Below are 25,745 nucleotides of genomic sequence, written 5' to 3'. Positions count from 1 at the left end.
CGCACCGCAACTTTTCGCCCTGACACAAACCACTGTGGGAGCGAGCCTGCTCGCGAAGGGTGCATGACATTCAACATTGATGCTGAATGTTACTCCGCTTTCGCGAGCAGGTTCGCTCCCACAGGGATTACAACCGGCTTAAGACTTCTTGCCGCCCGCCGCCGCTTTGACGCTGCGCTGGCGCTGGGCCTCGAACAGGCAAACGCCAGTCGCCACAGACACGTTGAGACTGCTGACGCTGCCCGTCATCGGCAGATGCACGAGGTAGTCGCAAAGATCGCGAGTCAGGCGACGCATGCCACTGCCTTCCGCGCCCATGATCAGGATGGTCGGGCCGGTCATGTCTTGCTGATACAGACTCTGCTCAGCCTCGCCCGCCGTACCGACAACCCACAAGCCACGCTGCTTGAGTTTTTCCAGGGTTCGCGCCAGGTTGGTCACGGCGACCAACGGAATCACTTCCGCCGCACCACAAGCCACCTTCCGTACCGTCGGGGTCAGGGTGGCTGACTTGTCCTTCGGCACGATCACCGCCAGCGCACCGGCCGCATCGGCCGAACGCAGGCAAGCGCCCAGATTATGCGGATCGGTCACGCCGTCGAGCACCAGCAGCAGCGGCGCGCCTTCGGTGCGATCGAGCAACTCGTCGAGCATCGCTTCGCCCCAGACCTGGCTCGGGCTCACATCCGCCACGACGCCCTGGTGCACGCCCTCAACCCAGGCATCCAGCTCACGGCGCTCGGCCTGGCCGACGGCCACGCGATTTTCCGCAGCCAGGGCGATCAGAGTCTGAACCCGCGGATCACTGCGGCCTTCAGCCAGCCAGATTTGCTTGACGCGTTTCGGGTGGTGACGCAGCAATGCTTCTACAGCGTGCACGCCGTAGATCTTTTCCAGATTACTCATGACTTGGCCTTAGGTTTACGCGCACCGCCGCTTTTGGCTGGGGCCGAACCCGCTTTCGGCGGGCCTTTACGGTGTTTGCTTGGCTTGCTGCCGGGGGCCTTGTCAGGCGCCGACCGTCCGGTCTTTCCCCCAGACGCCGCTTTACCGCCGCTTTTTGCTTCAGACAGTAACGCCTGTTTCAATTCACGGCTTTTACGCAGCTCGGCATTTTTCGCCGCAGCATCGCTTGGGCGATAGGCTTCGACAGCCTTTTCCTTGGCAGGACGACGACCGGTTTTTGCCGGTGCCGGTTCTGCTGCGGTTTTGGCCGATGTCTTGGCGGCTGGCTCGGTCTTTTCAGTTCCGCGCTTTTTGCGGCCGATCGGCGCGCTGATGGTTTTTTCCGCCATCTCGAAGTCGATCTTGCGCTCATCGAGGTCAACGCGCATCACGCGCACTTCAACGGTGTCGCCAAGGCGGAAGCTGCGACCGGTACGCTCACCGGCGAGGCGGTGGTGCACAGGGTCGAAGTGGTAGTAATCGCCCGGCAGCGCGGTGACGTGCACCAGGCCTTCGACGTAGATGTCGGTCAGCTCGACAAACAGACCAAAACCGGTCACTGCGGTGATCACACCCGGGAACGATTCGCCCACACGGTCTTTCATGAACTCGCACTTGAGCCAGTTCACCACGTCGCGAGTGGCTTCGTCGGCACGGCGTTCGCTCATCGAGCATTGCTCACCGAGCTGTTCCAGCGCCGCTTCGTCGTATGGATAGATGCGCGCTTTCGGAATAGTCATCGCGCCGGCACGGCGAACGTGCGGGGTGTTCTGCTTGGAATGGATGACGCTGCGGATCGCCCGGTGCGTGAGCAAGTCCGGGTAGCGGCGGATCGGCGAGGTGAAGTGGGTATAGGCTTCGTAATTCAGGCCGAAGTGGCCCTGGTTATCGGCACTGTACACCGCCTGGCTCAACGAGCGCAGCATGACGGTCTGGATCAAGTGGAAATCCGGACGGTCCTTGATGCTGGCCAGCAAGGCCTGGTAATCCTTCGGCGACGGGCCGTCCTTGCCTTTGTGCAAGGACAGGCCGAGCTCGCCAAGGAAGGCGCGCAGTTTTTCCAGACGCTCCGGTGGCGGACCGTCGTGGACGCGATACAGCGCAGGGATTTCGTGCTTTTTCAGGAATTCGGCGGTGGCCACGTTGGCCGCCAGCATGCATTCCTCGATCAGCTTGTGCGCATCGTTACGCACGGTCGGACGGATTTCGGCAATCTTGCGCTCGGTACCGAAGATGATCCGGGTTTCCTGCGTTTCGAAATCGATCGCGCCACGCACGTGACGAGCAGCCAGCAGCACTTTGTACAGTGCGTAAAGCTGCTTGAGGTGTGGCAGGACGTCGGTGTACTCGCCACGCAGCTGACGCGCTTCTGTGAGTTTCGGCGTTTCCAGCATCGCGCTGACCTTGTTGTAGGTCAGGCGGGCGTGGGAGTGAATCACCGCTTCATAGAAGCAGTAGTCGGTCATCTCACCGGTTTTGGAGATGGTCATCTCGCAAACCATGGCCAGGCGATCGACGTGCGGGTTCAGCGAGCACAGGCCGTTGGACAGCTGCTCCGGCAGCATCGGCACGACGCGCTCGGGGAAGTACACCGAGTTGCCGCGAACCTGGGATTCGTTATCCAGTGCCGAACCGATCTTCACGTAGCTGGAAACGTCGGCAATCGCCACGTACAACTTCCAGCCGCCGGAGAACAGGCGCAGCTTGCCAGGCTTGGCTTCGCAGTAAACCGCGTCATCGAAGTCGCGCGCATCTTCACCGTCGATGGTCACGAACGGCAGATGACGCAGGTCGATGCGCTTCTCTTTGTCTTTCTCTTCAACTTCAGGCTTGAGCTTGGCGGCTTCTTTGAGCACCGCCTCAGGCCAGACGTGAGGAATATCGTAGGTGCGCAGGGCAACGTCGATTTCCATGCCCGGCGCCATGTAGTTGCCCACGACCTCGACCACGTCGCCTTGCGGCTGGAAGCGTGGGGTCGGCCAGTGCGTGATCTTCACTTCGACGAATTGACCGATCTGCGCGTTGGCGTTACGACCCGGAGTGACCAGCACTTCTTGCTGGATCTTCGGATTGTCCGCCACCACGAAGCCGATACCGCCTTCTTCGAAGTAGCGACCGACGATGGTCTCGTGGGCACGGGACACCACTTCGACGATCATGCCTTCGCGACGACCGCGACGGTCGAGGCCAGACACACGGGCCAGGGCTCGGTCACCATCGAACACCAGGCGCATTTGCGCCGGGCTCATGAACAGGTCATCGCTGCCGTCGTCCGGGACCAGGAAGCCGAAGCCGTCACGGTGACCGCTGATGCGGCCCAGGATCAGGTCGAGCTTATCCACAGGCGCATAGGTGCCGCGACGGGTATAGATCAGTTGAGCGTCGCGCTCCATGGCGCGCAGGCGGCGACGCAGGGCTTCGATCTGGTCTTCCGTGGTCAGACCAAACTCTTCCACCAACTGCTCGCGGTTAGCAGGCGAACCCCGATCAGCAAGGTGCTGAAGGATCAGTTCGCGGCTAGGAATAGGGTTTTCATATTTTTCCGCTTCACGAGCGGCCTCGGGATCGAGGGACTGCCAATCGGCCATTAGAGAGTTTTCACCTTGTCTATATGCGGGTTAGTTTGGCATAGGCGTAATGAAACGGGAAATTTCAGGCTGCGACAGCCTATCTAAAGCCTTATATCGACAGCGCAAAGCTGATTTAAATGCCGCTGGTAAAATTTTCCAGGTTTTTTTGATGCCAGGGGTTTACAGTTAAAAAGACGCTCCGTATAGTGCGCGCCATCGACGACGCACTAGCGTTGCCGATACTGCCCAGATGGTGAAATTGGTAGACACGCCAGCTTCAGGTGCTGGTGACCGCAAGGTCGTGGAAGTTCGAGTCTTCTTCTGGGCACCAATTACGAGCTTGAGATTAGATCAATTTCAAGGCTCACACAAAAACCCGCGAAAGCGGGTTTTTTGCATTCTAAACATCTGATTTATTAAATCTAAATCAGGGGTTTACAGATCAAAACGCTCTCCGTATAGTGCGCCACATCAACAGCGGCGACGCTGAAGATTATGCCCAGATGGTGAAATTGGTAGACACGCCAGCTTCAGGTGCTGGTGACCGCAAGGTCGTGGAAGTTCGAGTCTTCTTCTGGGCACCAATTCAAATTCAAGGTTTCGATCTTGGATTTCACAGAAACCCGCGAAAGCGGGTTTTTGCGTTTCTGGCATTCAAAAACTTCAAGCCATTACTCCTCCCTCGCCAAAGAGATCGCACCCCCTCTAGCAAAACCCTCTGCGCCCCGCAAGGCGCACTTGAGAAACAATATCGTTTATCATTGTTTCAAGTTTTTGCAATGCGACAGTGAGGAACCCTGCGAATGATGTTTCGAAATACCCTGCGCCGCGGCCTGACCTTCACCCTGCTCGGCCTGGCACTCGCCACTCCCCTCACCCAGGCTGCTGATCCAGTTTCCCTGACCCTCTACAACGGCCAACACAAGGAAGTCGGTGACGCCATCGCCAAAGCCTTCGAGGCCAAGACCGGCATTCACGTCAACGTGCGCAAAGGCAGCAGCAATCAGCTCGCCAGCCAGGTCGTCGAAGAAGGCGACCGCTCTCCCGCCGATGTGATCTACACAGAAGAATCGCCTCCGCTGAACAAACTCGGCGAACAGGGCCTGCTGGCCCAGACCGACGCCGCCACCCTCGCCGTACTGCCGAAAGACTACGTCGCCGGTAATGGCACCTGGATCGGCATCACCGCCCGGGTCCGCGTGGTCGCTTTCAACCCGAAACTGATCGATGAAAAAGACCTGCCCAAGTCGGTGATGGAATTCTCCGATCCGAAATGGCAAGGCAAGGTCGGTTTCGTGCCTACCAGCGGCGCATTCCAGGAACAGGCCGTGGCAATCATCAAAGTGCATGGCATGGACGCGGCCGAAGAATGGCTGACCGGCCTGCGCGCGTTCGGCAAGACTTACAGCAACAACATGGTTGCGCTGAAAGCGGTGGAAAACGGCGAAGTCGCCACCGTGCTGGTGAACAACTACTACTGGTTCGCTTTGCAACGGGAAAAAGGCCAGCTCGACTCGAAACTGCATTACTTCACCGGCGGCGACGTCGGCGGCTTGATCACTGTTTCCAGCGCCGCCGTGCTGAAATCCAGCAAGCACCCAAAAGAAGCCCAGCAATTTCTCGCCTACATGGCCAGCGAAGAAGGTCAGCGCGTGATCACCCAGACCACCGCCGAATACCCGCTGCACAAAGGCATGGAATCGGATCGCGGTCTCAAGCCGTTCAGCGAACTGGAGGCACCGAAAGTCACCCCGGCCGACCTCGGCAACGCCGAAGAAGCCCTGGACCTGGAACGTGACGTTGGCTTGAACTGATGAGCGCATCGTTATCCGCCCCCGCCTCGCGCGGGGGTTACGTGCCACGGCGCAAGCGGCCGTCGATCTGGCTGCTGCTGCCGGTTTTGCTGCTGGTGGTGCTCAGCCTTTTACCGCTGGTGTATGTCGGGCTCAAGACCTGGCAGGCCGGCTGGGCCGAGGCGCTGCATTTGCTGTGGCGGCCTTATGTTTTCGGGCTGCTGCGCAATACGTTGGCGCTGATGATCGGCGTGACCGTCGCCTGCGGCGTGATCGGTTTGTCCCTTGCCTGGCTGCTGGAACGCAGCAATCTGCCGGGACGGCGAGTGTGGGGCGTTATCCTGTGCTTGCCGTTCGCCGTGCCGGCGTTCGTCAGCAGTTTTACCTGGGTATCCCTGAGCGCGCATTTCGAAGGCCTGGGCGGGGCGATCCTGGTGATGACCCTGTCCAAGTACCCGCTGATCTTTCTGCCCGTTGCAGCAACCCTGCGCAACCTCGATCCGTCCCTGGAAGAGTCAGCCCGCACGCTGGGACAGAATCGGTGGGGCGTGTTTTTCAGGATCACCCTCCCCCTGCTTTGGCCGTCCCTGCTTGCAGGTTCGCTGTTGATTGCCCTGCACATGCTGGTGGAGTTCGGCGCCCTGTCGATCATCGGCCTGCAAACCTTTACCACCGCGATTTATCAGCAGTTCGAACTGGAATTCAGCAACGCCAACGCGGCGATGCTGTCGGCGGTGCTTCTGGCGCTGTGCCTGGTGCTGTTGTGGCTTGAGTTGCGAGTACGCGGCAAAGGCCGGCACGTGCGCACCGGCCAGGGCGCAGCGCGGCAGGCGGAACAGGTTCGACTGGGGCCGTGGACGGTTGCCGGACAGGTTTACTGCCTGGCATTGGCAATCATCGGCAGCGGCATTCCGCTGGGGATGCTGGCGTACTGGCTGGCGGTAGGTTCGTCGGCAGCATTCCCGGTGGCAGCAATCAGCGAAGCGCTACTGTCGTCCCTGGCGTTGTCGCTGGGTGGCGCTGCACTGTGCCTGGTGCTGGCGGTGCCGGTGGGATTGCTGGTGGTGCGGCACAAAGGCCGGCTGGCGATCTGGGCCGAGCGCTTGCCCTATCTGCTGCACGCGCTGCCAGGCTTGGTGATTGCGCTGACGCTGGTGTATTTCGCCCTGCATTACGTGCCGGTGCTGTACCAGACTTCGGCACTGCTGCTGATCGCTTATGCGCTACTGTTTTTGCCATTGGCGCAGGCACCGATTCGCACGGCGCTGAACAAGGCCGCGCCGCAACTGGAAGAGGCGGCACGCACGCTGGGGGCATCGTCTTTCAGTGCGTTTTGCCGGGTGACGCTGCCGATCATCTTTCCAGCACTGGGTGCAGCGTTTGCGCTGGTGTTTCTGGATGCGATGAAGGAGCTGACGGCGACGCTGCTGTTGAGTCCGACCGGGCTCAATACGCTGGCGACTGAGGTTTGGGCGCATACCGCGAACGTGGAGTTCGCGGCAGCGGCGCCTTATGCGGCGTTGTTGATTCTGGTGTCGGGGCTGCCGGTTTATTTACTGACAACACGGATGTATTTGAGCCGATAAGACCGCCATCGCGAGCAGGCTCACCCCCACATTTGATCTGAGGTGGTCACAAATTCTGTGCCCACCCACAATCCCGTGGGAGCGAGCCTGCTCGCGATGACGTCAGCTCAACCAATACAAATCTTACGCCCTGAACTGCCCCAGGCTTGCCTTCAGCTGCGCCGCCAACCCATCCAGCACCTTGCCGCTGGCCGTGGTTTCCACCACCGCCTGAGCCGCTTTCTCAGCCTGCGCATGAATCGTCTCAACCCGACCGCGCACCGCTTGTGCACCTTGCGCCTGATGCGCCGCTGCCTGGGTCGCCAGACCAATCGCCGCATGCACCTGCTCGACCGATGCCTGCACCGATTGCTGCAACCGTGCGCTGTCACGCAATACCAGCAAACCTTCATTGGCCTGACGCCCGGCCTGGCCGATCGCTGCCACCGCTTCACGCGCACCTTGCTGCAAGGCCACGATGTGCGCCTGGATGTCGCCGGTGGAGCTTTGAGTCTTGCTCGCCAACGCCCGGACTTCGTCCGCCACCACCGCAAAGCCGCGACCGGTTTCGCCGGCACGCGCCGCTTCGATGGCGGCGTTCAGTGCCAGCAGGTTGGTTTGCTCGGCGATCCCGTGAATCACCGTCAGCACCACTTCAATCTGCTCGCTCTGCTGCGCCAGACGCTCGATGACTTTCGCCCCGGTATCGACCTGCCCGGCCAACGCCTCGATCAGGCTGCCGACCTTCGCCGAAGTTCGAGTGTTCTCATCGGTGGCCGAACGAATGTCCACCACTTGCTGCAACGCAGCCTGCATGGCGTGGCTTTCCGACTGGGCTTCATCGGCCATCTGCGATAACGCGCGCAGGCTCTCAGCCACTTCATCACGCTGCATGCCCGCCGCCGCATCAGCTCCGGCATTGCGCAGGGTCATGGCGCCGATTTCCACACCGGTACGCTGGGCCACATCGCCCGCTTCGCGCACGATCGGCTGCAACTTATCCACAAAGCGGTTGACCGCTGCGGCCATATCGCCGATCTCATCTTTGCTATTGATCTGCACGCGCTTGGTCAGGTCGCCCTCACCCGCCGCCAGGTCATCCATGGCGGCGATGAGCATTTTCAAGCGATTGACCACACGACGGCCCAGCACCACTGCGAGCAACAGCAGCACACCGCAACCGACCAGCGCCAGGAACATCCCGATGCGCCAGCGCAATGTCGACGCCGCTTCCTGCACGGTGCTGGTGGTGTTGGCTTTCATTTCAGAGGCCGTAACCTGCGCAGACGTCAGACGCGCACGCATCGCCGTAGCGCTGTCGGCGGCCGCGCCTTTGAGGCTGTCGCCAACCAGTTGATCTCCGCTGGCGATCAGCGCCGCAAAACGTTTATCCAGGGCCGCCAGATCAGTTTCCACCGAGGCGGTCGAGACACCCATCAAGACCTTGCCGATTTCCACACCGTTGGGGTTGATCGATGCTTCGAGGTAGTAGACCGATGGATCGTTCTTCGCCGCGTCCAGCACTTTGTCCAGCGCACGCTCGCCCTGGCCTTTCTCCAGCAGCGCCTTGTTGATCGGGTTTTCGCGGTTGAGGTAGCGCGTCAGGTGCTGACCCGTCGCGTCGTCATACACCACGAACAACACGTTGGGATTGCGCTGGGCCCGGCGGGCAAATTCGGACAGGGTTGGAACGTCGCTGTCCCACATGGCACGCGGAGCGACCGAGGCCAGCAGTTGCGCCATGTCGTTGGCCGAATCCTTGAGATCCTTTTCCAACGTTGCACGCAATTGCACCTGCTCGTCTTTCAATCGCGTAGACAAGCCGGCGGTGAGTCGCTGACGGGTGCTGGTAGAGAGGTTGTCCAGGCTCGACGTGACTTCACGCCCCGCCTGCTCAAGCTCTCCAGACAGTTTTTGGCTGTCGACACCCAGACGCACACCAAGATCAGCCTCAAGCGCAGTCACCGTGCTCCGAGTCAGAGCAACAGCCACCAGCACCTGCACCAAAAGGGCGATACCAAGGGTAACGAACACAGGCCGCAACAAACGGCTTTGTAACAATGAGAGAACGGCCGACACTTGGAATCCCTCTGCTTTGGCGCCATTAAATTGATGGCGCACTGGAAGCGATGCTTTTATTCAACATCACAGCAAAGGTCATGCCGTCCGGCAGGTATAAACGACAAAGGGCCCAATCAAGGGCCCTTTGCTTTCTACATCAACAACTTATTAAGCGAACGGGTGACGCAAAACGATGGTTTCGTTGCGGTCCGGGCCCGTCGAAATAATGTCAATCGGCGCACCGACCAACTCTTCGACGCGCTTGATGTAGTTGCGAGCAGCTTGCGGCAGCTCTTCCAGCGTCTTGGCACCGACGGTGGATTCAGTCCAGCCTGGCATCTCTTCGTACACCGGCTCCAGGCCGATGTAGCTGTCGGCGTCAGTCGGCGCGTCGATCACTGCACCATCCTGGTTCTTGTAGCCAACACAGATGTTGATGGTTTCCAGACCGTCCAGAACGTCCAGCTTGGTCAGGCACAGGCCCGAGATGCTGTTGACGTCGATAGCGCGACGCAGGATGACGGCATCGAACCAGCCGCAACGACGGGCACGGCCGGTGGTAGCGCCGAACTCGTGGCCACGCTTGGCCAGGAATGCACCCACGTCGTCAAACAGCTCAGTCGGAAACGGACCCGAACCCACGCGAGTGGTGTACGCCTTGGTGATGCCCAGGATGTAATCCAGGTACATCGGACCAAAACCCGAACCGGTAGCGATGCCGCCCGCGGTGGTGTTGGAGCTGGTGACGTACGGGTAGGTACCGTGGTCGATGTCCAGCAGGGAGCCTTGGGCGCCTTCGAACATGATGTCTTTGCCAGCGCGACGCAACTCGTGCAGCTCGGCGGTGACGTCGAGCATCATCGGCTTCAGCAGCTCGGCGTATTCCATGCACTCGTCGAGTGTTTTCTGGAAGTCGATCGCAGGCTCTTTGTAGTAATTGACCAGGACGAAGTTGTGGTAATCCAGCAACTCACCCAGCTTGGCGGCGAAACGCTCACGGTGGAACAGGTCACCGATGCGCAGACCGCGACGTGCAACCTTGTCTTCATAAGCCGGGCCGATGCCGCGACCGGTGGTACCGATCTTCAGCTCGCCACGGGCCTTTTCACGGGCCTGGTCCAGCGCGACGTGGTAGGACAGGATCAGCGGGCAGGACGGGCTGATACGCAGGCGCTCACGCACCGGTACGCCTTTCTCTTCCAGCTTGATGATTTCCCGCAGCAGAGCGTCGGGTGCAACCACCACGCCGTTGCCGATCAGGCACTGCACGCCTTCGCGCAACACGCCCGACGGAATCAGGTGCAAGACGGTTTTTTCGCCGTCGATCACCAGGGTGTGACCCGCGTTGTGGCCACCCTGGTAGCGCACTACGGCGGCAGCATGTTCGGTCAGCAGATCAACGATCTTGCCTTTGCCCTCATCACCCCATTGGGTGCCCAGGACTACGACATTCTTACCCATAACACTTGTCCTCATTCGCGCAAACTTGGTGCCGGCCGCAGCCGACAGGAAAACTCAAGAAGCCAGTGGCGATACTTGCCAAAGCCCGTTCTGCTGAATCAATTGCCGGTCGCAGTCCGCTTCACGGGCGGCGGCCAAAGGTTGTCCAGGCAACGCCTGAACGACACGCTGACCCTCACTGCGCAACTGACAAACCTGCTGCCAGAGTGCCGCATCCGTACTGTCAGGCATCCAGATACCGCCAGACGGTAGCTTGATCTCAGCACGCCCCAGGGTCACCAGGGTTTTCAAATCGGTGGAGAAGCCGGTTGCCGGACGAGCGCGACCGAAGTCGGCGCCGATGTCGTCGTAACGACCGCCCTGGGCAATGGACTGGCCAACACCCGGTACGAACACCGCGAACACCACACCGGTGTGGTAGTGGTAGCCGCGCAACTCGCCCAGGTCGAAATAAAGCGGTAACTCCGGGAAACGCGTGGACAGACGCTCGGCAATCGCCAGCAAATCGTCCAGCGCCGCCAGAACCGGCGCTGGCGCATGCGCCAGACGCTCGCGAGCAGCGCTCAATACTTCACGGCCGCCACACAGATCGACCAACGCGCGCAACATGCCCGACAGATCGGCAGGCAAGCCTTCGGTCAAGGTAATGACCTCGTCGATGGCCTTGCGTTGCAACGCATCGAACAACTGCTGCTCAACTTCGCCAGACAGACCGGCCGCACGGGCCAGGCCGCGGTAGATGCCGACATGACCGAGGTCCATGTGCACATCCGGCACATCGGCCAGTTGCAGCATGGCCAGCATCAGGCTGATGACTTCCACGTCGCTGCTCGGGCTGGCATCGCCATACAACTCGGCGCCCAGCTGGATCGGGCTGCGTGAGGACGACAGGGCGCGCGGCTGGGCATGCAGCACGCTGCCGGCATAGCACAGGCGGCTCGGGCCTTCACGGCGCAGGGTGTGCGCATCGATGCGCGCCACTTGCGGCGTGATGTCGGCACGGAAACCCATCTGCCGGCCCGATTGCGGGTCGATGACCTTGAAGGTCCGCAGATCGAGGTCCGAGCCCGCGCCGGTCAGCAGGGATTCCAGGTACTCGATATGGGGAGTCACGACAAACTCGTAACCCCAGCTCTGGAACAGATCCAACACCTGACGACGCGCGACTTCAATGCGCGCCGCCTCTGGTGGCAGTACTTCTTCGATGCCATCTGGCAGCAGCCAGCGGTCTACCGTTGCCATTACGCCATTCCCCTATGATCCGGGCGGCCAGCCGTTGGGCGAGCCTTGAGTGAAGCAGAAAATGGTCGGCGCATGTGCAAACCACGCGCATAAACAACGTGGCGAAAAGCCTGAAACCGGCTTCGCCAACCACTTTCCTCGAAAAACCTGTCGAGTCATTCAACTCGGGCGCCCGCTAAAAACAGCAATCAAACGTGCAGACGCAAAAAAGCCGGGAATTTCCCGGCTGCCGCATCATACACACGTTTTCCCAAAGGATCACCCCGCCCGAGGCTTTAGCCGCCAGGCGGGGGATGATTCAGGTCAACGTCGTATCAAGGCTTGGCTTTTTCCAGGTAACGGAAGAAGTCGCTGCTTGGGTCCAGGACCATGACGTCGGATTTGTTCGCGAAGCTTTCACGGTAGGCGCGCAGGCTACGGTAGAAACCGTAGAACTCCTGATCCTGGCCGTAGGCCTTGGAGTAGATCGCAGCGGCCTGGGCATCACCATCACCGCGAACCTCTTCAGATTCACGATAGGCTTCAGCCAGCAGCACGCGGCGTTGACGATCGGCGTCGGCACGGATGCCTTCTGCCAGCTCGTTACCCTTGGCGCGGTGCTCGCGAGCTTCACGCTCACGCTCGGAGCTCATACGCTCGAACACACTGCGGTTTACTTCTTTCGGCAGATCGATGGCCTTGACCCGAACATCGACAACTTCGATGCCCAGCTCTTTTTCCGCCATCAAGTTTAACGAAGAAGTGATATCGGACATCAACGCGTCACGTTCACCAGAAACCACCTCGTGCAGCGTGCGCTTACCGAATTGGTCACGTAGACCCGATTCCAGACGACGGGAAAGACGCTCGTCGGCAATCTGCTTGAGGCCGGAAGTCGCGGTGTAGAAGCGCTCGGCATCTTTCACGCGCCACTTGGCGTAGGCATCGACCATCACGGCCTTCTTTTCCAGCGTCAGGAAGCGCTGCGTCGGCGCATCCAGCGTCATCAGGCGTGCGTCGAACTTGCGCACCTGGTTAACGTAAGGCACTTTCACATGCAGGCCCGGCTGAACATCGGCCTGAACCACGCGACCGAACTGCAGCAACACCGCACGCTCGGTCTGAGCCACGATGTAGAAGCAGTTCCAGGCAGCGATGGCCACGACGACGCCGACAATAAGGGCGATCAGCGATTTATTGCTCATCAGCGACTCTCCCTGGTACGAGATGGCTGTTGCTGCAGATCAGCTGCCGCACGCGCATTCGCTTCATTGCTGGTGGCTGCCGCACCGCTCACCGGAGTGCTGGTGTTGCGACCACTTTCGACCATCTTGTCCAGCGGCAAGTACAGCAGATTGCTCTGGCCATTCTTGTTGCCGGTCACGAGGACCTTGCTGGTGTTGGTGAAGACTTCCTGCATGGTGTCCAGGTACAGACGCTCGCGGGTGACTTCGGGGGCCTTGCGATACTCGGCAACCAGTTTGGTGAAGCGATCAGCCTCACCCTTGGCGCGCGAGACGGTTTCGTCGCGGTAACCATTGGCATCTTCAAGGATACGCTGGGCCTGGCCACGAGCTTCCGGCACGACGCCGTTGGCGTAGGTTTCAGCCTGGTTGCGCGAACGCTGCTCGTCTTCACGGGCACGAATCACGTCGTCGAAGGCTTCCTGTACTTCGCGCGGCGCAGCTGCGTTCTGTACGTTGACCTGAGTGATGGTGATACCGGTGCGATAGGTATCCATGAAGCGTTGCAGACGCTCCTTGATTTCGCTGGCCATCAACTCACGACCTTCGGTCAGCACCTGGTCCATCGCGGTGGAACCCACCACATGGCGCAAGGCACTTTCGGTCGCGTGCTGCAGGCTGATTTCCGGCGCATCGACGTTCAGCACGAAGTCCTGCAGGTTGCTGATCTTGTACTGCACGGTCAGCGGCACTTCGACGATGTTCTCGTCTTCAGTGAGCATTTGACCCTGCTTGGTATAGGCACGCTCGCGCGTGACGTTTTCCAGGTACTTGCGATCAATCGGCGGGAAGTAGATGTTCAGGCCCGGACCGACGGTTTCGTAGTACTTGCCGAAGCGCAGCACCACGGCTTGCTCCTGCTCGTCGACTACGTAGACCGCGCTGTACAGCCATACGGCCGCCAACACGACCAGGCCGATGCCGAGCAGGCCGCCGAAGCCGCCACTCTTGCCCGAACCACCGCCGTCATCACCGCGTTTCTTACCACCACCGAACAACCCGTTCAGGCTTTCCTGCAGCTTTCGGAAGGCCTCGTCGAGATCCGGTGGCCCCTTGCGGTCGCCGTTATTGCGGCGCTTGCCACCCCAAGGATCCTGATTATTCGAGTTGCCACCCGGCTCATTCCAAGCCATAGCGCTCTCCATCTGATAAAGCAAAGACGCACCCACGGCGCGCCGACCAATGCTACAGAATGCCTGTCACCGCGGCACAACCGCTTTTTCAGGCTTTTATTGCAAAGTGTGTTGTTCGATGAATTCCATCGGTTGCAGACCTTCGCGACTCACCAGTCGATTCAACTCAACCCGTGGCAAGCGAACGGCCAGCAGGCAGATGCCTTCTTCGTCGTGTTCTTCTTTCTGCACCGCACCGAGTTCGAAAAACTGCGCACGCAGTCGAGCAAAACGTTGCGGCAAGCGCAAGGTGCCAATAAACAAATCACCGCCCAGCAACTCGGCAATGGCTTGCTCAAGCAATTCCAGACCACTGCCATCACGCGCCGACAGCCAGACCCGTTGGGGCTTGCCGTTTTCGTCGCGCTGAATTTGTGGCTCAACGCCTTCAAGCAAATCGAGTTTGTTATAGACCTCGAGGATCGGCAAGTCCTGGGCACCGATCTCGCCCAGCACCACCATCACCTGCTCGATCTGCAACATGCGATCCGGTTCGGCCGCATCGATCACGTGCAACAGCAGGTCTGAGTTGCTCGACTCTTCGAGCGTAGACCGAAATGCCTCAACCAGCTTGTGAGGCAAGTGGCGTATGAAACCCACCGTATCGGCCAGGACAATCGGCCCCAGGTCGTCGAGCTCCAGACGGCGCAAGGTCGGGTCCAGCGTGGCAAACAACTGGTCAGCCGCGTACACGTCGGATTTCGTCACGTTATTGAAGAGCGTGGATTTGCCGGCGTTGGTATAGCCCACAAGGGACACGGTAGGAATATCCGCACGCGAACGGCCGCGTCGCGACTGCTCACGCTGACTGCGCACTTTTTCCAGTCGGCCCTTGATCTGTCGCAGGCGTACCCGCAGCAAACGGCGGTCGGTTTCCAGCTGGGTTTCACCCGGGCCACGCATGCCGATACCGCCACCTTGACGCTCAAGGTGAGTCCAGCCACGGACCAGCCGGGTGCTCATGTGGTCAAGCTGGGCCAGTTCTACCTGGAGCTTGCCTTCATGGGTACGGGCGCGCTGGGCGAAAATATCGAGAATCAGACCCGTGCGGTCGATCACGCGACACTCGAAAACACGTTCGAGGTTACGTTCCTGACTGGGCGTGAGGATGTGATTGAAGATCACCAGATCTGCCTTCTCGGCATGGACCAGGTCGCGAAGTTCCTCGACCTTGCCGCTGCCAATCAGGAATTTGGCGGTTGGCCGATGACGCGGCACGTTAAAAAACGCAACGGTCTCGGCGCCAGCCGAATTAGCCAACTCCTGAAACTCCTGCGGATCTTCGCGCGCCTCAGGGTCCTGTCCATCCAAGTGAACGAGGATCACTCGCTCACCACCACCGTGGCGCTCAAAGAACAAAGGAGACTCCTATCAGGCGTTACCTGGCTCAGCGTCACCTGCTTCGGATTCGGTTGCGCTAGGCAGACGAATTGGACGAACCGGCACCACTGTAGAGATAGCGTGTTTGTAAACCATCTGGCTGACGGTGTTTTTCAGCAGGATAACGAACTGGTCGAAAGACTCGATCGTGCCTTGCAGTTTGATCCCGTTCACCAGGTAGATGGACACCCCAACTTTCTCTTTACGTAAAGTATTCAAGTAAGGGTCTTGTAGCGAATGCCCTTTTGACATGTGCCGCACTCCTTTAAGGATTCAATATAAAAAATAGGTAAACAGATGGCTTGTGGCCGTCACACCCCCAAGGATAGACGGCAATTGCAAGGACTCAGCTCAATATGGAGATGGCCCCAAGGTATTTCAAGGCGCGCGGCAGATTGTCGCAATCCAGGCTGTCCAACCAGTGTAAATCAGCCCAGCTGCGCAGCCAGGTGAACTGACGTTTTGCCAATTGGCGCGTGGCAATGATTCCACGCTCCTGCATCTCGGCTTGGGTCAGCTTGCCATCCAGGTAGTCCCAGACTTGTCGGTAGCCTACCGCACGTATAGACGGCAACCCGGAATGCAGGTCACTTCGCTTACGCAGGGCTACGACCTCGTCAATGAATCCCTGTTCCAACATAACTGTGAATCTTTGTTTAATTCGCTCGTGCAGTACCTGGCGATTTGCCGGAGCAATGGCCAAGTTCGCGACAGTATAGGGCAATTGTTGCAGTCCCGAAGCGGCTGCTTCAGTACTTTGCGCACTTTGTCTCAGCCGCAGCTCGGTCATGCTCTGACCGCTGACGCGATAAACTTCCAGCGCTCGACTGAGTCGCTGCGGATCGTTCGGATGAATTCGCGCCGCCGAAACCGGATCTACGAGCGCTAATTGTTCGTGCAGGGCTTGCCAGCCAAGGCGTGCAGCCTCTTCTTCGATCTGCGCACGAACCTCGGGATCCGCCGCCGGCATTTCTGCCAGTCCTTCGACCAAAGCCTTGTAGTAGAGCATCGTGCCGCCTACAAGCAGCGGAATTTTGCCGCGCGAAGTGATCTCGGCCATCGCCTCCAGCGCATCACGGCGAAAATCCGCCGCCGAATAGCTCTCGGCCGGGTCAAGAATATCGATCAAACGGTGCGGAAACTCGGCCAGAATCTCTTTCGAAGGCTTGGCGGTGCCGATGTCCATGCCGCGGTAGACCAGCGCCGAATCGACACTGATCAGCTCGCAAGGCAGCACTTTGGTCAGTTCGATGGCCAGATCAGTCTTGCCCGCTGCGGTCGGGCCCATCAGGAAAATCGCAGGTGGGAGCTGGCTCATCAACGACCGCGCAAGAACAGTTTGTCCAGATCGTCCAGGCCCAATTGGGTCCAGGTCGGTCGGCCATGGTTGCATTGACCGCTGCGCTCGGTGTTTTCCATGTCCCGCAGCAGACCGTTCATTTCCGGCAGCGCCAGACGCCGGTTTGCCCGAATAGCGCCGTGGCAGGCCATGGTGCCAAGCAGTTCGTTGAGGTGCGCCTGGATACGGTCGCTGGTGCCGTATTCCATCAGATCGGCCAACACATCACTCACCAATCGATTCGCTTCAGCTTGCTTGAGCAAGGCTGGAATCTGCCGGATCGCCAGTGTTTCCGGGCCGAGGCGCTGCAGTTCAAAGCCCAGACGCTGGAACCACGCGACGTTTTCTTCGGCGCAATCGCCTTCGCGCTCGCTAACCGCCAACGATTCCGGCACCAACAGCGGCTGGCCGCTCAGGCCTTCGCTGGCCATCGCGATTTTCAGGCGCTCGTACATGATCCGTTCGTGGGCGGCGTGCATGTCCACCAGCACTAGGCCTTGGGCGTTTTCCGAGAGAATGTAGATACCCTTGAGCTGCGCCAATGCGTAGCCCAATGGAGGAATATCATCCTGACCGGCCGGGAGCGCGACGGCATTTGCCTCTGGCAAAGGTGCAAAAAACTCCCGGTACGCCGCCTGGGCTTCAGCCGCTGGCACGCCGGACTGAGGACGCGGCGTGTATTGATACTGATAACCGGCGCCAGCACCCGAACCTGCCGTCGTGTTGAACGACGGCTGCGCCTGAGGTTGCTCCAGCAGGGCATTGGCCGCCAGGCGCATTTCACCCTGGGGACCGAATTCACCGGCGTCTATGCCGGTCGGCCGAACGATCGCCGTCGCCACCGGCGCAGCCAGATGATCATCCGGTCGCACATCGCCCAAGGCGCGGTGCAAGGTGCCGTAGAGAAAGTCGTGGACCATACGCCCGTCACGGAAGCGCACTTCGTGTTTGGTCGGGTGCACGTTGACGTCGACACCGGCCGGATCGACCTCGAAAAACAGCACGAACGTCGGGTGCCGACCATTGAACAGCACGTCGCGATACGCCTGGCGCACCGCGTGGGCCACCAGTTTGTCGCGCACGGCACGGCCGTTCACAAAAAAATACTGCAAGTCCGCCTGGCTGCGGTTGAACGTCGGCAACCCGACCCAACCCCACAAATGCAGGCCATTGCGTTCGATTTCGATCGGCAGCGCCTGCTCCAGGAAACCTGAACCGCAAATCGCTGCCACTCGCCGCGCACGGGCCGCGTCGTCATGGGCTTCGTGCAGGCTTAGGATGGTTTTGCCGTTGTGACGCAAATGAAACGCCACGTCGAAACGCGCCAGCGCCAGACGCTTGATCACTTCTTGCAGGTGATCGAATTCGGTTTTTTCAGTCTTGAGGAATTTGCGCCGCGCGGGGGTGTTGAAGAACAGATCGCGCACTTCAACCGAGGTGCCCACCGGGTGGGCAGCGGGTTGAACCCGGGGGGCCATGTCCCGGCCTTCGGTCTCGACCTGCCAGGCCTGGTCGGCATCCTTGGTCCGGGACGTCAGGGTCAGACGCGCCACGGAGCTGATCGAGGCGAGGGCTTCACCGCGAAACCCGAGGCTCATGACCTGTTCAAGGTCTTCCAGGTTGCGAATCTTGCTGGTGGCGTGTCGCGCCAGGGCCAGCGGCAGGTCATCGGCCGAAATGCCGCTGCCGTCATCGCGCACCCGCAACAGCTTGACGCCACCCTGCTCCACATCGACGTCGATGCGTTTGGCGCCGGAGTCGAGGCTGTTTTCCAGCAACTCCTTGATCACCGAGGCCGGGCGCTCAACCACCTCACCGGCGGCAATCTGGTTCGCCAGTCGCGGGCTGAGCAGCTCGATGCGAGCCGTATGGGTCAACACCTGATTCATTCTTTGGACGCCAGTTCTGTGCCGGGAATGGTCAGGGTCTGACCGATTTTCAGCTCGTCGCTTTTCAGGTTATTGGCGCTGCGTAATGTGGTCGGAGACACTTGGTAACGCACGGCAATCATCGCCAGCGTCTCACCCGGGTTTACCCGGTGGTCACGTGGGCCTTGAGCGATCTTGCCGGAATCACGCAGCCAGGCAACGTAGGTGCCCGGCGGCGGGTTCTGCTGGAAGAACTGGCGCACGCCGCTACTGATCGAACGCGCCAGCGCCTGCTGGTGGTTGGCGGCAGCCAGCTTGGACGCTTCTTTGGCGTTGGAAATGAACCCGGTTTCCACCAGGATCGAAGGGATGTCCGGCGACTTTAATACCATGAACCCGGCCTGCTCCACGCGCTGTTTGTGCAGCGGCGTGACGCGGCCGATGTTGCTCAAGACTTTTTGGCCAACGTTCAGGCTGGACGTCAGGGAGGCAGTCATCGACAGATCGAGGAGCACGCCCGCGAGCATGCGGTCCTTGTCGTCGAGGCTGACGTTGCCGGCACCGCCGATCAAGTCGGAACGGTTTTCGCTATCGGCCAGCCAACGGGCCGTCTCCGAGGTGGCGCCGCGATCAGACAGGGCAAACACCGACGCACCGAACGCCGCAGCCGAAGGGGCGGCATCGGCGTGGATCGAGACGAACAGGTCGGCGCCTTTCTTGCGGGCGATTTCGGTACGGCCGCGCAATGGAATGAAGTAGTCGCCGGTGCGGGTCAGCTCGGCGCGGAAGCCTTTCATGCCGTTGACCTGGCGTTGCAGCTCGCGGGCGATGGCCAGCACCACGTCTTTTTCACGCTGACCGCGAGCCCCCGAGGCACCCGGGTCTTCGCCGCCGTGGCCGGCGTCGATCACCACGATGATGTCGCGTTTGCCGGCAGGCGCAGGCGGCAGCTTCACCGGAGGCTCTACCGGCGTGACCGGCACTGGCGCCACCGTCGCGACATTGGTCGGCGCCGGTATTGGCGCGGCATCGGCGGCGTTATCGAACAGGTCGACCACCAATCGATTGCCGTACTGGGCATTTGGCGCCAGGGTGAAGCTTTTTGGCGTAACAGCTTTTTTCAGGTCGATGACCACCCGCAAATCGGTCGGCGTGCGTTGGGCCGAGCGCATGGCGGTAATCGGGGTGTTCGAGGTGTTGACGTTCAGCGGCGAGCCAAGGGAGGCGCCATTGATGTCGATCACCAGCCGATCCGGGGAGGTCAGGGTGAAAACGCTGTGTTGCACCGGCCCGGTCAGGTCGAACACCAACCGTGTGTTATCCGGCGCCCGCCACAGGCGAACGCTGTTGACCTTAGTCTCGGCCACAGCGTCGACGGTCACCGCCAAAAACAACATCCCTACGGCAGCTACCATCGCGCGAAAGCGCATACCTGACCCCATCATTTAATTGGATTCCAATGCCAAAGCGGCACACCACGACTCGCCACGCGAGCCCTGGGACAAAATTTTCAGCGAACGCCCGCTGTCTTGCGGGCTAATGGTAATGGTCAGGTCGGGCTTTGGCAAAAAGCCTGCACCCTTCTGGGGCCATTCGATCAGGCACAGCGCGTCGTCTTCGAAGTAGTCGCGGATACCGAGGTACTCCAGTTCTTCCGGATCAACCAGTCGATAGAGGTCGAAATGGAAGGCCCGGATGTCGCCGATTTCGTAAGGCTCGACCAGGGTGAACGTCGGACTTTTTACCGCCCCCACATGCCCCAGGCCACGGATGATGCCCCGTGACAGCGTGGTTTTCCCCGCCCCCAGATCGCCTTCCAGAAAAATCAGACCGTGCCCTTGGGTGGTTTGTGCGATGCGTGCGCCAAATGCGGTCATCGCCTCTTCATCGGCCAGGTACAGGGTTACTTCAGACACGGTGCTTGCTCCTCCAACAACTGACGAATGGCTGGGATCAGATCACTGGCCGCCAGCCCGCGGCCCGATTTACCTTGTTGCTCGCCGGCATTGGCGTGCAGCCAGACCGCCAGACAAGCAGCGTTGAACGCGTCCATGCCCTGGGCCAGCAACGCGCCGACCAGACCGGCCAGCACATCACCCAAACCCGCGGTGGCCATGGCCGGATGCCCTTGATGAGACAACGCCAGGCGCCCGTCGGGGCTGGCGATCAGACTGCCGGCGCCTTTAAGAATCACAACAGCTGTATATTTTTTGCTCAATGCATGAGCTGCCGCCGGGCGATCAGCCTGGACTTCGGCGGTGCTGATCCCCAGCAACCGCGCCGCTTCACCCGGATGCGGCGTGATCACGCAGTCCTTGGGCAAGCTCACATGGTTTGAAGCCAGCAAATTCAACGCATCGGCATCCCAGACTTGCGGCAACGGCGCGTTGGCCGCCGCCGACAAAAGACTGCGCCCCCAGGCAGCCTGACCCAGGCCCGGGCCGACCACCAACACGGAAACCTTTTGCAGCAGTTCCATCAGTTGATTGGCCGAGGAAGTGCCCAACACCATCGCTTCAGGAATTCTCGCCAACGCTGCTGGCACATGTTCACTGCGTGTGGCCACGGACACCATGCCCGCACCACTGCGCAATGCGCTCTGCGCGCTCAGTAGAATGGCACCGCCGAAGCCACGATCACCGCCGATCAGCAAGACGTGACCGAATTTGCCTTTATGGGCGGTTGGCGCGCGACCTGCCAGACGCGGCAAATTACCGGCTGTCAGGCGCCGTGCATCAATGTCGACCCCGTTAAACGACTCGGCGCTGGCTTGCAGATCGTTGAACACCAGCTCGCCGACCACATCCGCCGCGTCACCCGTGAACAATCCTACCTTCAAGGCAATGTAGGTCACGGTCAGATCAGCTCGGACAGCCGTGCCCAATATGCGCCCCGTATCGGCGCACAAACCCGAAGGGATATCCACCGCCGCCACCGGCAGTCCACTGGCGTTGATTGCGGTGATCGCGCTGGCGAAGGGCTCTCGCACTTCGCCGGTCAAACCGGTACCGAGCAAGGCGTCGAGCACGATTCCACGCAATTCCGACTGCGCAGTGAAGGCTTGAACCGCAATCCCCTCGGACACCGCCGCGGCATGGGCCAGCGCCGCGTCCCCCTGCAAACGCTGGGGATCGCCAGCCGCCAAGACCCGGACATGCCAACCGGCACGCCGCGCCAGCACCGCCACCAGATAACCGTCACCGGCGTTATTGCCGCGACCGGCCACGACTGTCAATTCATTCGCCGACGGCCACTGACGGACGAGTCCACGCCAGGTCGCTCGCGCTGCACGCTGCATCAATTCGAAGCCCGGCGTGCCGGCCGCGATCAGATTCGCATCGAGGGCTCGCACGTGCGCGGCGCTGTACAGCGCGTCGGGTAAATCATCTTTAGTGTGCGGCATGCGTCTTCGGGCTCCGATGTCTGGCAGAATTATACGCACCTCAGCTCCGGTTTCTCTCGCCTCATGCCCGCTATTACTACAGACCTGCCCGCCCTCGCCCAATCCATCAAGGACTGGGGCCGCGAGCTTGGCTTTCAGCAAGTCGGCATCAGCGGCCTCGACCTGGCCGAGCATGAGCAGCACCTGGAGCGCTGGCTGGCGGCCGGCTACCACGGCGAAATGGATTACATGGGCGCCCACGGCAGCAAACGCTCGCATCCCGAAGAGCTTGTCCCCGGTACGTTGCGCGTAGTTTCCCTGCGCATGGACTACCTGCCCGGCGATACCCAAATGGCGCAATTGCTGGCCCAACCGGAAAAAGCCTACGTATCGCGTTATGCCTTGGGCCGCGATTACCACAAATTGATCCGTAAACGTGTGCAACAACTGGCAGAAAAAATTCAGGCGGTCATCGGGCCGTTCGGCTACCGCGCCTTCGTCGACAGCGCGCCGGTGCTGGAAAAGGCCATTGCAGAAAAGGCCGGCCTGGGCTGGATCGGCAAAAACACCCTGGTGTTGAATCGCAAGGCCGGCAGTTACTTCTTCCTCAGCGAACTCTTTGTCGATCTGCCGCTGCCGGTCGATCCACCGCACAGCACCGAACATTGCGGACGCTGCACTGCGTGCCTGGACATTTGTCCGACCAACGCCTTCGTCGGCCCCTATGTGCTGGACGCCCGGCGCTGCATTTCTTACCTGACCATCGAACTGAAAAGCGCGATCCCCGAAGACTTGCGCCCGTTGATCGGCAACCGGGTGTTCGGTTGCGATGACTGCCAGATCGTCTGCCCGTGGAACCGCTTCGCCCGCCCGTCCGGCGAAAGCGACTTCAAGCCACGGCATAACCTGGACAACGCCGAACTGGCCGAACTGTTCATGTGGGATGAGGAAAGGTTCCTCAGCAGCACCGAAGGTTCACCATTGCGCCGTGCCGGTTACGAGCGTTGGTTGCGTAACCTCGCCGTGGGGCTAGGGAACGCACCCTCGAGCATTCCGGTGCTGGAAGCGTTGAAAGCGCGGCGCGACTATCCGTCGGAGCTGGTGCGTGAACATGTCGAGTGGGCGCTGAAACAACACGCCGAGCGTCAGGCTTCGTCGTTATAAACGAATTTCGGCATTTCCCAGTGGAAACGAATCGCCAGCAACCGCAACAGGAAACCGCCAAACAACGTGATCAAAATCGCCTGTTCGCCGGGTAATTGCAGGTAAATGCAAAACATGTAGCACCACGCCGCAGCGAACGAGACGCTGGCGTAGAGTTCGCGGCGGAAGATCAGCGGGATGTCGTTGCAGAAGATGTCGCGCAGGATGCCGCCGAACACCCCGGTGATGACGCCGCTGACCGAGGCCACCAGCATGCCGTGTCCCATTTCCAGCGCGGTCATGCAGCCGATCAGGGTGAATGCCACCAGGCCCACGGCGTCGAGCACCAGAAACAGTGAACGCAAGTGACGCATCCAGCGCGCAGCGAAAACCGTGAACATGGCTGCAATCGATGTCAGCACCAGGTATTCCGGGTGTTTAACCCACGTCAGCGGGTAGTGACCGAGCAGAACGTCGCGCACCGAACCGCCGCCCAACGCCGTGATGCAGGCGATCAGCACCACACCAAACCAGTCCATGCCGCGACGACCAGCGGACAGCGCACCGGTCATGGCTTCGGCGGTGATGGCGATCAGGTAGAGCATCAGCAACATGGTGGCGGTCCTTGCAGAAAGGCGCGCAGTCTAGCCATTTAGTCCCGGCACCAAAAGAGGGCAAGAGAAAGCATCACACGCAGCCTGTGGCGAGGGAGCTCGCTCCCGCTGGAGCGCGAAGCGCTCCCCGGCATTCTTCCAGTCACACCGCATTTGCAGGTTTTACGACTGCTTCGCAGCCGAGCGGGAGCAAGCTCCCTCGCCACAAAGGCCCGACACCGTTCAGAACTTGATGAAATGCTTGCGGTAGTGCTGCAACTCGGCGATGGATTCGCGGATGTCGTCCAGGGCCAGGTGGGTGCTGCCTTTCTTGAAGCTGTCGCGCACGTCCGGTGCCCAGCGTGCGGCGAGCTCTTTCAGGGTCGACACGTCGAGGTTGCGGTAGTGGAAGTAGCTTTCCAGGGATTTCATGTGGGTATAAAGGAAGCGACGGTCCTGGCAGATGCTGTTGCCACAGATCGGCGACTTGCCCTTTGGCACCCATTTCTCCAGGAAGGCAATGGTCTCGGCTTCGGCTTCGGCCATGCTGATGCGGCTGTCGCGCACCCGTTGGGTCAGGCCCGAGCCGCCGTGTTGACGGGTGTTCCACTCGTCCATGCCGGCGAGGATCTCGTCGCTGTGGTGAATGGCGATCACCGGCCCTTCGGCCAAGGTGTTCAGGTCACTGTCGGTGACAATGGTCGCCATTTCGATGATGACGTCGGTATCCGGGTTCAGACCGGTCATTTCCAGGTCGATCCAGATCAGATTCTGCGGGTTTTGCATGTGTCGGCTCCTAGGCAATGCTGCGCAGTTTAGCCTAGGGCGGCGCCCGGGCGTGCTAAACTCGCGGCCGTTTTACCTAATCGCTGCATTCTTGATACGGAACACCCATGGCCAAACGCCAACTCAATCGTCGTCAAAACTGGCGCATCGAAAAGATCCAAGGTGAACGCGCTGCCCGCGCCGCCAAACGCGAGTCCTCGGCTGTCGAGGCACTTGAGGGCGGCGACCTGGGTCCGGAACAGACGGGCCTGGTGATCGCGCACTTCGGTGTGCAGGTCGAAGTCGAAGCCCTTGAGGGCGAACTGGCCGGCGAAGTGTTCCGCTGCCATTTGCGCGCCAACCTCCCGGCGCTGGTGACCGGTGATCAGGTGGTCTGGCGTGCCGGCAACCAAGGCATCGGGGTAATCGTGGCGCAACTGCCGCGTAAAACCGAACTTTGCCGTCCGGACAGCCGTGGCCAGCTCAAGCCCGTTGCAGCCAACGTCGATATGATCGTCATCGTCTTCGCCCCGCTGCCCGAGCCACACGCGAACCTGATCGACCGTTACCTGGTCGCTGCTGAGCACGCCGGGATTCGTCCGCTGCTGCTGCTCAACAAGTTCGACCTGATCGACGAGCAGAACGCCCCGGCGCTGAATGCCTTGCTGGCGGTTTACCGCACGCTGGGTTACCCGGTGCTGGAGGTCTCGGCGCACCACGGCAACGGCATGGAACAGCTGCAGAAGCAGCTGGACGGACGCATCAGCGTATTCGTCGGCCAGTCCGGCGTCGGCAAGTCCTCGCTGGTCAACAGCCTGCTGCCGGAAGTCGAAGCCCGTGTCGGCCCGCTGTCCGAGCTGTCCGGCCAGGGCACCCACACCACCACGACCGCGCGGTTGTTCCACTTCCCCGGTGGCGGTGAGTTGATCGACTCCCCGGGTATCCGCGAATTCGGTCTGGGCCACGTCAGCCGTGCCGACGTCGAAGCCGGTTTCATCGAGTTCAACGACTTGATCGGCACCTGCCGCTTCCGCGACTGCAAGCACGACCGCGAGCCGGGTTGCGCCCTGCTCAAAGCTCTCGAAGAAGGCCGCGTGCAGCAGCAGCGGATGAACAGCTATCGCTCGATCATCGCCAGCCTGCCCGAAACCAGTTATTAAGTAGCCGTGATCATGTTCGTGATGCCACGAACATGATCCATGGGCGGCCGTTACCGCAGAAACGGATATGTACACCGCCCTCC

20 protein-coding genes and 2 tRNA genes are annotated in these 25,745 nt (G+C 60.4%); 6 read left to right on the top strand and 16 right to left on the bottom strand.

The features are described from left to right. Positions 1 to 138 precede the first annotated feature (138 nt). Both rlmB and rnr read right to left on the bottom strand, forming a co-directional pair. Complete coding sequence (gene rlmB, locus FBY01_RS27085; protein ID WP_010464188.1) at positions 139 to 906, bottom strand: 23S rRNA (guanosine(2251)-2'-O)-methyltransferase RlmB; 768 nt, start codon at positions 904 to 906, stop codon at positions 139 to 141. Beyond that, a complete protein-coding gene (rnr, locus tag FBY01_RS27080) occupies positions 903 to 3,533 on the bottom strand; it encodes a ribonuclease R (protein WP_010464189.1) in 2,631 nt (876 codons plus the stop codon). The genes rlmB and rnr overlap by 4 nt, the downstream gene beginning before the upstream one ends. Positions 3,534 to 3,759: 226 nt before the next feature. Here rnr and FBY01_RS27075 point away from each other — a divergent pair. The 4 genes from FBY01_RS27075 (at position 3,760) to FBY01_RS27060 (ending at position 6,894) form a co-directional block, all read left to right on the top strand. After that, positions 3,760 to 3,846, top strand: a tRNA-Leu gene (locus FBY01_RS27075). 166 nt (positions 3,847 to 4,012) lie between these two features. After that, positions 4,013 to 4,099 (top strand) — tRNA-Leu (locus tag FBY01_RS27070). Positions 4,100 to 4,318: 219 nt separating this feature from the next. Then, complete coding sequence (locus tag FBY01_RS27065) at positions 4,319 to 5,329, top strand: extracellular solute-binding protein (RefSeq protein WP_145310242.1); 1,011 nt, start codon at positions 4,319 to 4,321, stop codon at positions 5,327 to 5,329. Further along, positions 5,329 to 6,894, top strand: a complete 1,566-nt coding sequence (locus tag FBY01_RS27060) for an iron ABC transporter permease (protein WP_077750242.1) — start codon at positions 5,329 to 5,331, stop codon at positions 6,892 to 6,894. The genes FBY01_RS27065 and FBY01_RS27060 overlap by 1 nt, the downstream gene beginning before the upstream one ends. Before the next feature lie 123 nt (positions 6,895 to 7,017). On the opposite strand, the gene FBY01_RS27055 is transcribed toward FBY01_RS27060, so the two are convergent. From FBY01_RS27055 to FBY01_RS27000, 12 genes are all read right to left on the bottom strand, one after another. Continuing rightward, positions 7,018 to 8,952 carry a methyl-accepting chemotaxis protein gene (locus FBY01_RS27055; protein ID WP_145310239.1) on the bottom strand — a complete coding sequence of 645 codons (1,935 nt, stop codon included), beginning with the start codon at positions 8,950 to 8,952 and terminating at the stop codon, positions 7,018 to 7,020. A gap of 150 nt (positions 8,953 to 9,102) precedes the next feature. Next, positions 9,103 to 10,395, bottom strand: coding sequence for an adenylosuccinate synthase (locus FBY01_RS27050; protein WP_010464193.1), 1,293 nt, complete (start codon positions 10,393 to 10,395; stop codon positions 9,103 to 9,105). A 54-nt stretch (positions 10,396 to 10,449) separates the two neighbouring features. Further along, positions 10,450 to 11,637, bottom strand: a complete 1,188-nt coding sequence (locus FBY01_RS27045) for an ATP phosphoribosyltransferase regulatory subunit (protein WP_010464194.1) — start codon at positions 11,635 to 11,637, stop codon at positions 10,450 to 10,452. 314 nt (positions 11,638 to 11,951) lie between these two features. Beyond that, positions 11,952 to 12,821 carry a protease modulator HflC gene (hflC, locus tag FBY01_RS27040; protein ID WP_145310237.1) on the bottom strand — a complete coding sequence of 290 codons (870 nt, stop codon included), beginning with the start codon at positions 12,819 to 12,821 and terminating at the stop codon, positions 11,952 to 11,954. Further along, complete coding sequence (gene hflK / locus FBY01_RS27035) at positions 12,821 to 13,993, bottom strand: FtsH protease activity modulator HflK (RefSeq protein WP_145310235.1); 1,173 nt, start codon at positions 13,991 to 13,993, stop codon at positions 12,821 to 12,823. Before hflK ends, hflC begins: the two co-directional genes overlap by 1 nt. A 96-nt stretch (positions 13,994 to 14,089) precedes the next feature. Continuing rightward, positions 14,090 to 15,391 (bottom strand): ribosome rescue GTPase HflX, encoded by a 1,302-nt coding sequence (gene hflX / locus FBY01_RS27030; protein WP_145310233.1) that lies wholly within the window; start codon positions 15,389 to 15,391, stop codon positions 14,090 to 14,092. Between the two features lie 12 nt (positions 15,392 to 15,403). Continuing rightward, positions 15,404 to 15,664 (bottom strand): RNA chaperone Hfq, encoded by a 261-nt coding sequence (hfq, locus tag FBY01_RS27025; RefSeq protein WP_007902656.1) that lies wholly within the window; start codon positions 15,662 to 15,664, stop codon positions 15,404 to 15,406. A gap of 94 nt (positions 15,665 to 15,758) precedes the next feature. Beyond that, positions 15,759 to 16,730 carry a tRNA (adenosine(37)-N6)-dimethylallyltransferase MiaA gene (miaA, locus tag FBY01_RS27020; RefSeq protein ID WP_145310231.1) on the bottom strand — a complete coding sequence of 324 codons (972 nt, stop codon included), beginning with the start codon at positions 16,728 to 16,730 and terminating at the stop codon, positions 15,759 to 15,761. Further along, complete coding sequence (gene mutL / locus FBY01_RS27015) at positions 16,730 to 18,640, bottom strand: DNA mismatch repair endonuclease MutL (protein WP_145310228.1); 1,911 nt, start codon at positions 18,638 to 18,640, stop codon at positions 16,730 to 16,732. The genes miaA and mutL overlap by 1 nt, the downstream gene beginning before the upstream one ends. Beyond that, positions 18,637 to 20,016, bottom strand: a complete 1,380-nt coding sequence (locus FBY01_RS27010; RefSeq protein WP_372241901.1) for an N-acetylmuramoyl-L-alanine amidase — start codon at positions 20,014 to 20,016, stop codon at positions 18,637 to 18,639. Before FBY01_RS27010 ends, mutL begins: the two co-directional genes overlap by 4 nt. A 48-nt stretch (positions 20,017 to 20,064) precedes the next feature. Continuing rightward, positions 20,065 to 20,535, bottom strand: a complete 471-nt coding sequence (gene tsaE / locus FBY01_RS27005; protein WP_077750238.1) for a tRNA (adenosine(37)-N6)-threonylcarbamoyltransferase complex ATPase subunit type 1 TsaE — start codon at positions 20,533 to 20,535, stop codon at positions 20,065 to 20,067. After that, positions 20,523 to 22,022 (bottom strand): NAD(P)H-hydrate dehydratase, encoded by a 1,500-nt coding sequence (locus tag FBY01_RS27000; RefSeq protein ID WP_145310224.1) that lies wholly within the window; start codon positions 22,020 to 22,022, stop codon positions 20,523 to 20,525. The genes tsaE and FBY01_RS27000 overlap by 13 nt, the downstream gene beginning before the upstream one ends. A gap of 63 nt (positions 22,023 to 22,085) precedes the next feature. On the opposite strand from FBY01_RS27000, the gene queG reads away from it, so the two are divergent. Then, complete coding sequence (queG, locus tag FBY01_RS26995; protein WP_145310222.1) at positions 22,086 to 23,165, top strand: tRNA epoxyqueuosine(34) reductase QueG; 1,080 nt, start codon at positions 22,086 to 22,088, stop codon at positions 23,163 to 23,165. Here queG and FBY01_RS26990 read toward each other — a convergent pair. After that, positions 23,147 to 23,758, bottom strand: coding sequence for a trimeric intracellular cation channel family protein (locus FBY01_RS26990; protein WP_145310220.1), 612 nt, complete (start codon positions 23,756 to 23,758; stop codon positions 23,147 to 23,149). The genes queG and FBY01_RS26990 overlap by 19 nt on opposite strands. A gap of 222 nt (positions 23,759 to 23,980) precedes the next feature. Then, entirely contained in the window at positions 23,981 to 24,523 is a 543-nt protein-coding gene (gene orn / locus FBY01_RS26980) for an oligoribonuclease (RefSeq protein ID WP_007995036.1), read from the bottom strand. A 107-nt stretch (positions 24,524 to 24,630) separates the two neighbouring features. On the opposite strand from orn, the gene rsgA reads away from it, so the two are divergent. Then, positions 24,631 to 25,662, top strand: a complete 1,032-nt coding sequence (gene rsgA, locus FBY01_RS26975; RefSeq protein WP_010464204.1) for a small ribosomal subunit biogenesis GTPase RsgA — start codon at positions 24,631 to 24,633, stop codon at positions 25,660 to 25,662. The last annotated feature ends 83 nt before the right edge of the window (positions 25,663 to 25,745 follow it).

Origin of the sequence: Pseudomonas sp. SJZ077, from assembly GCF_007993905.1 — a bacterium.
Lineage (GTDB): Bacteria > Pseudomonadota > Gammaproteobacteria > Pseudomonadales > Pseudomonadaceae > Aquipseudomonas > Aquipseudomonas mandelii.
Note: the sequence above shows the minus strand (reverse complement) of the source record. Positions and strands in the feature narration are given on the sequence as shown.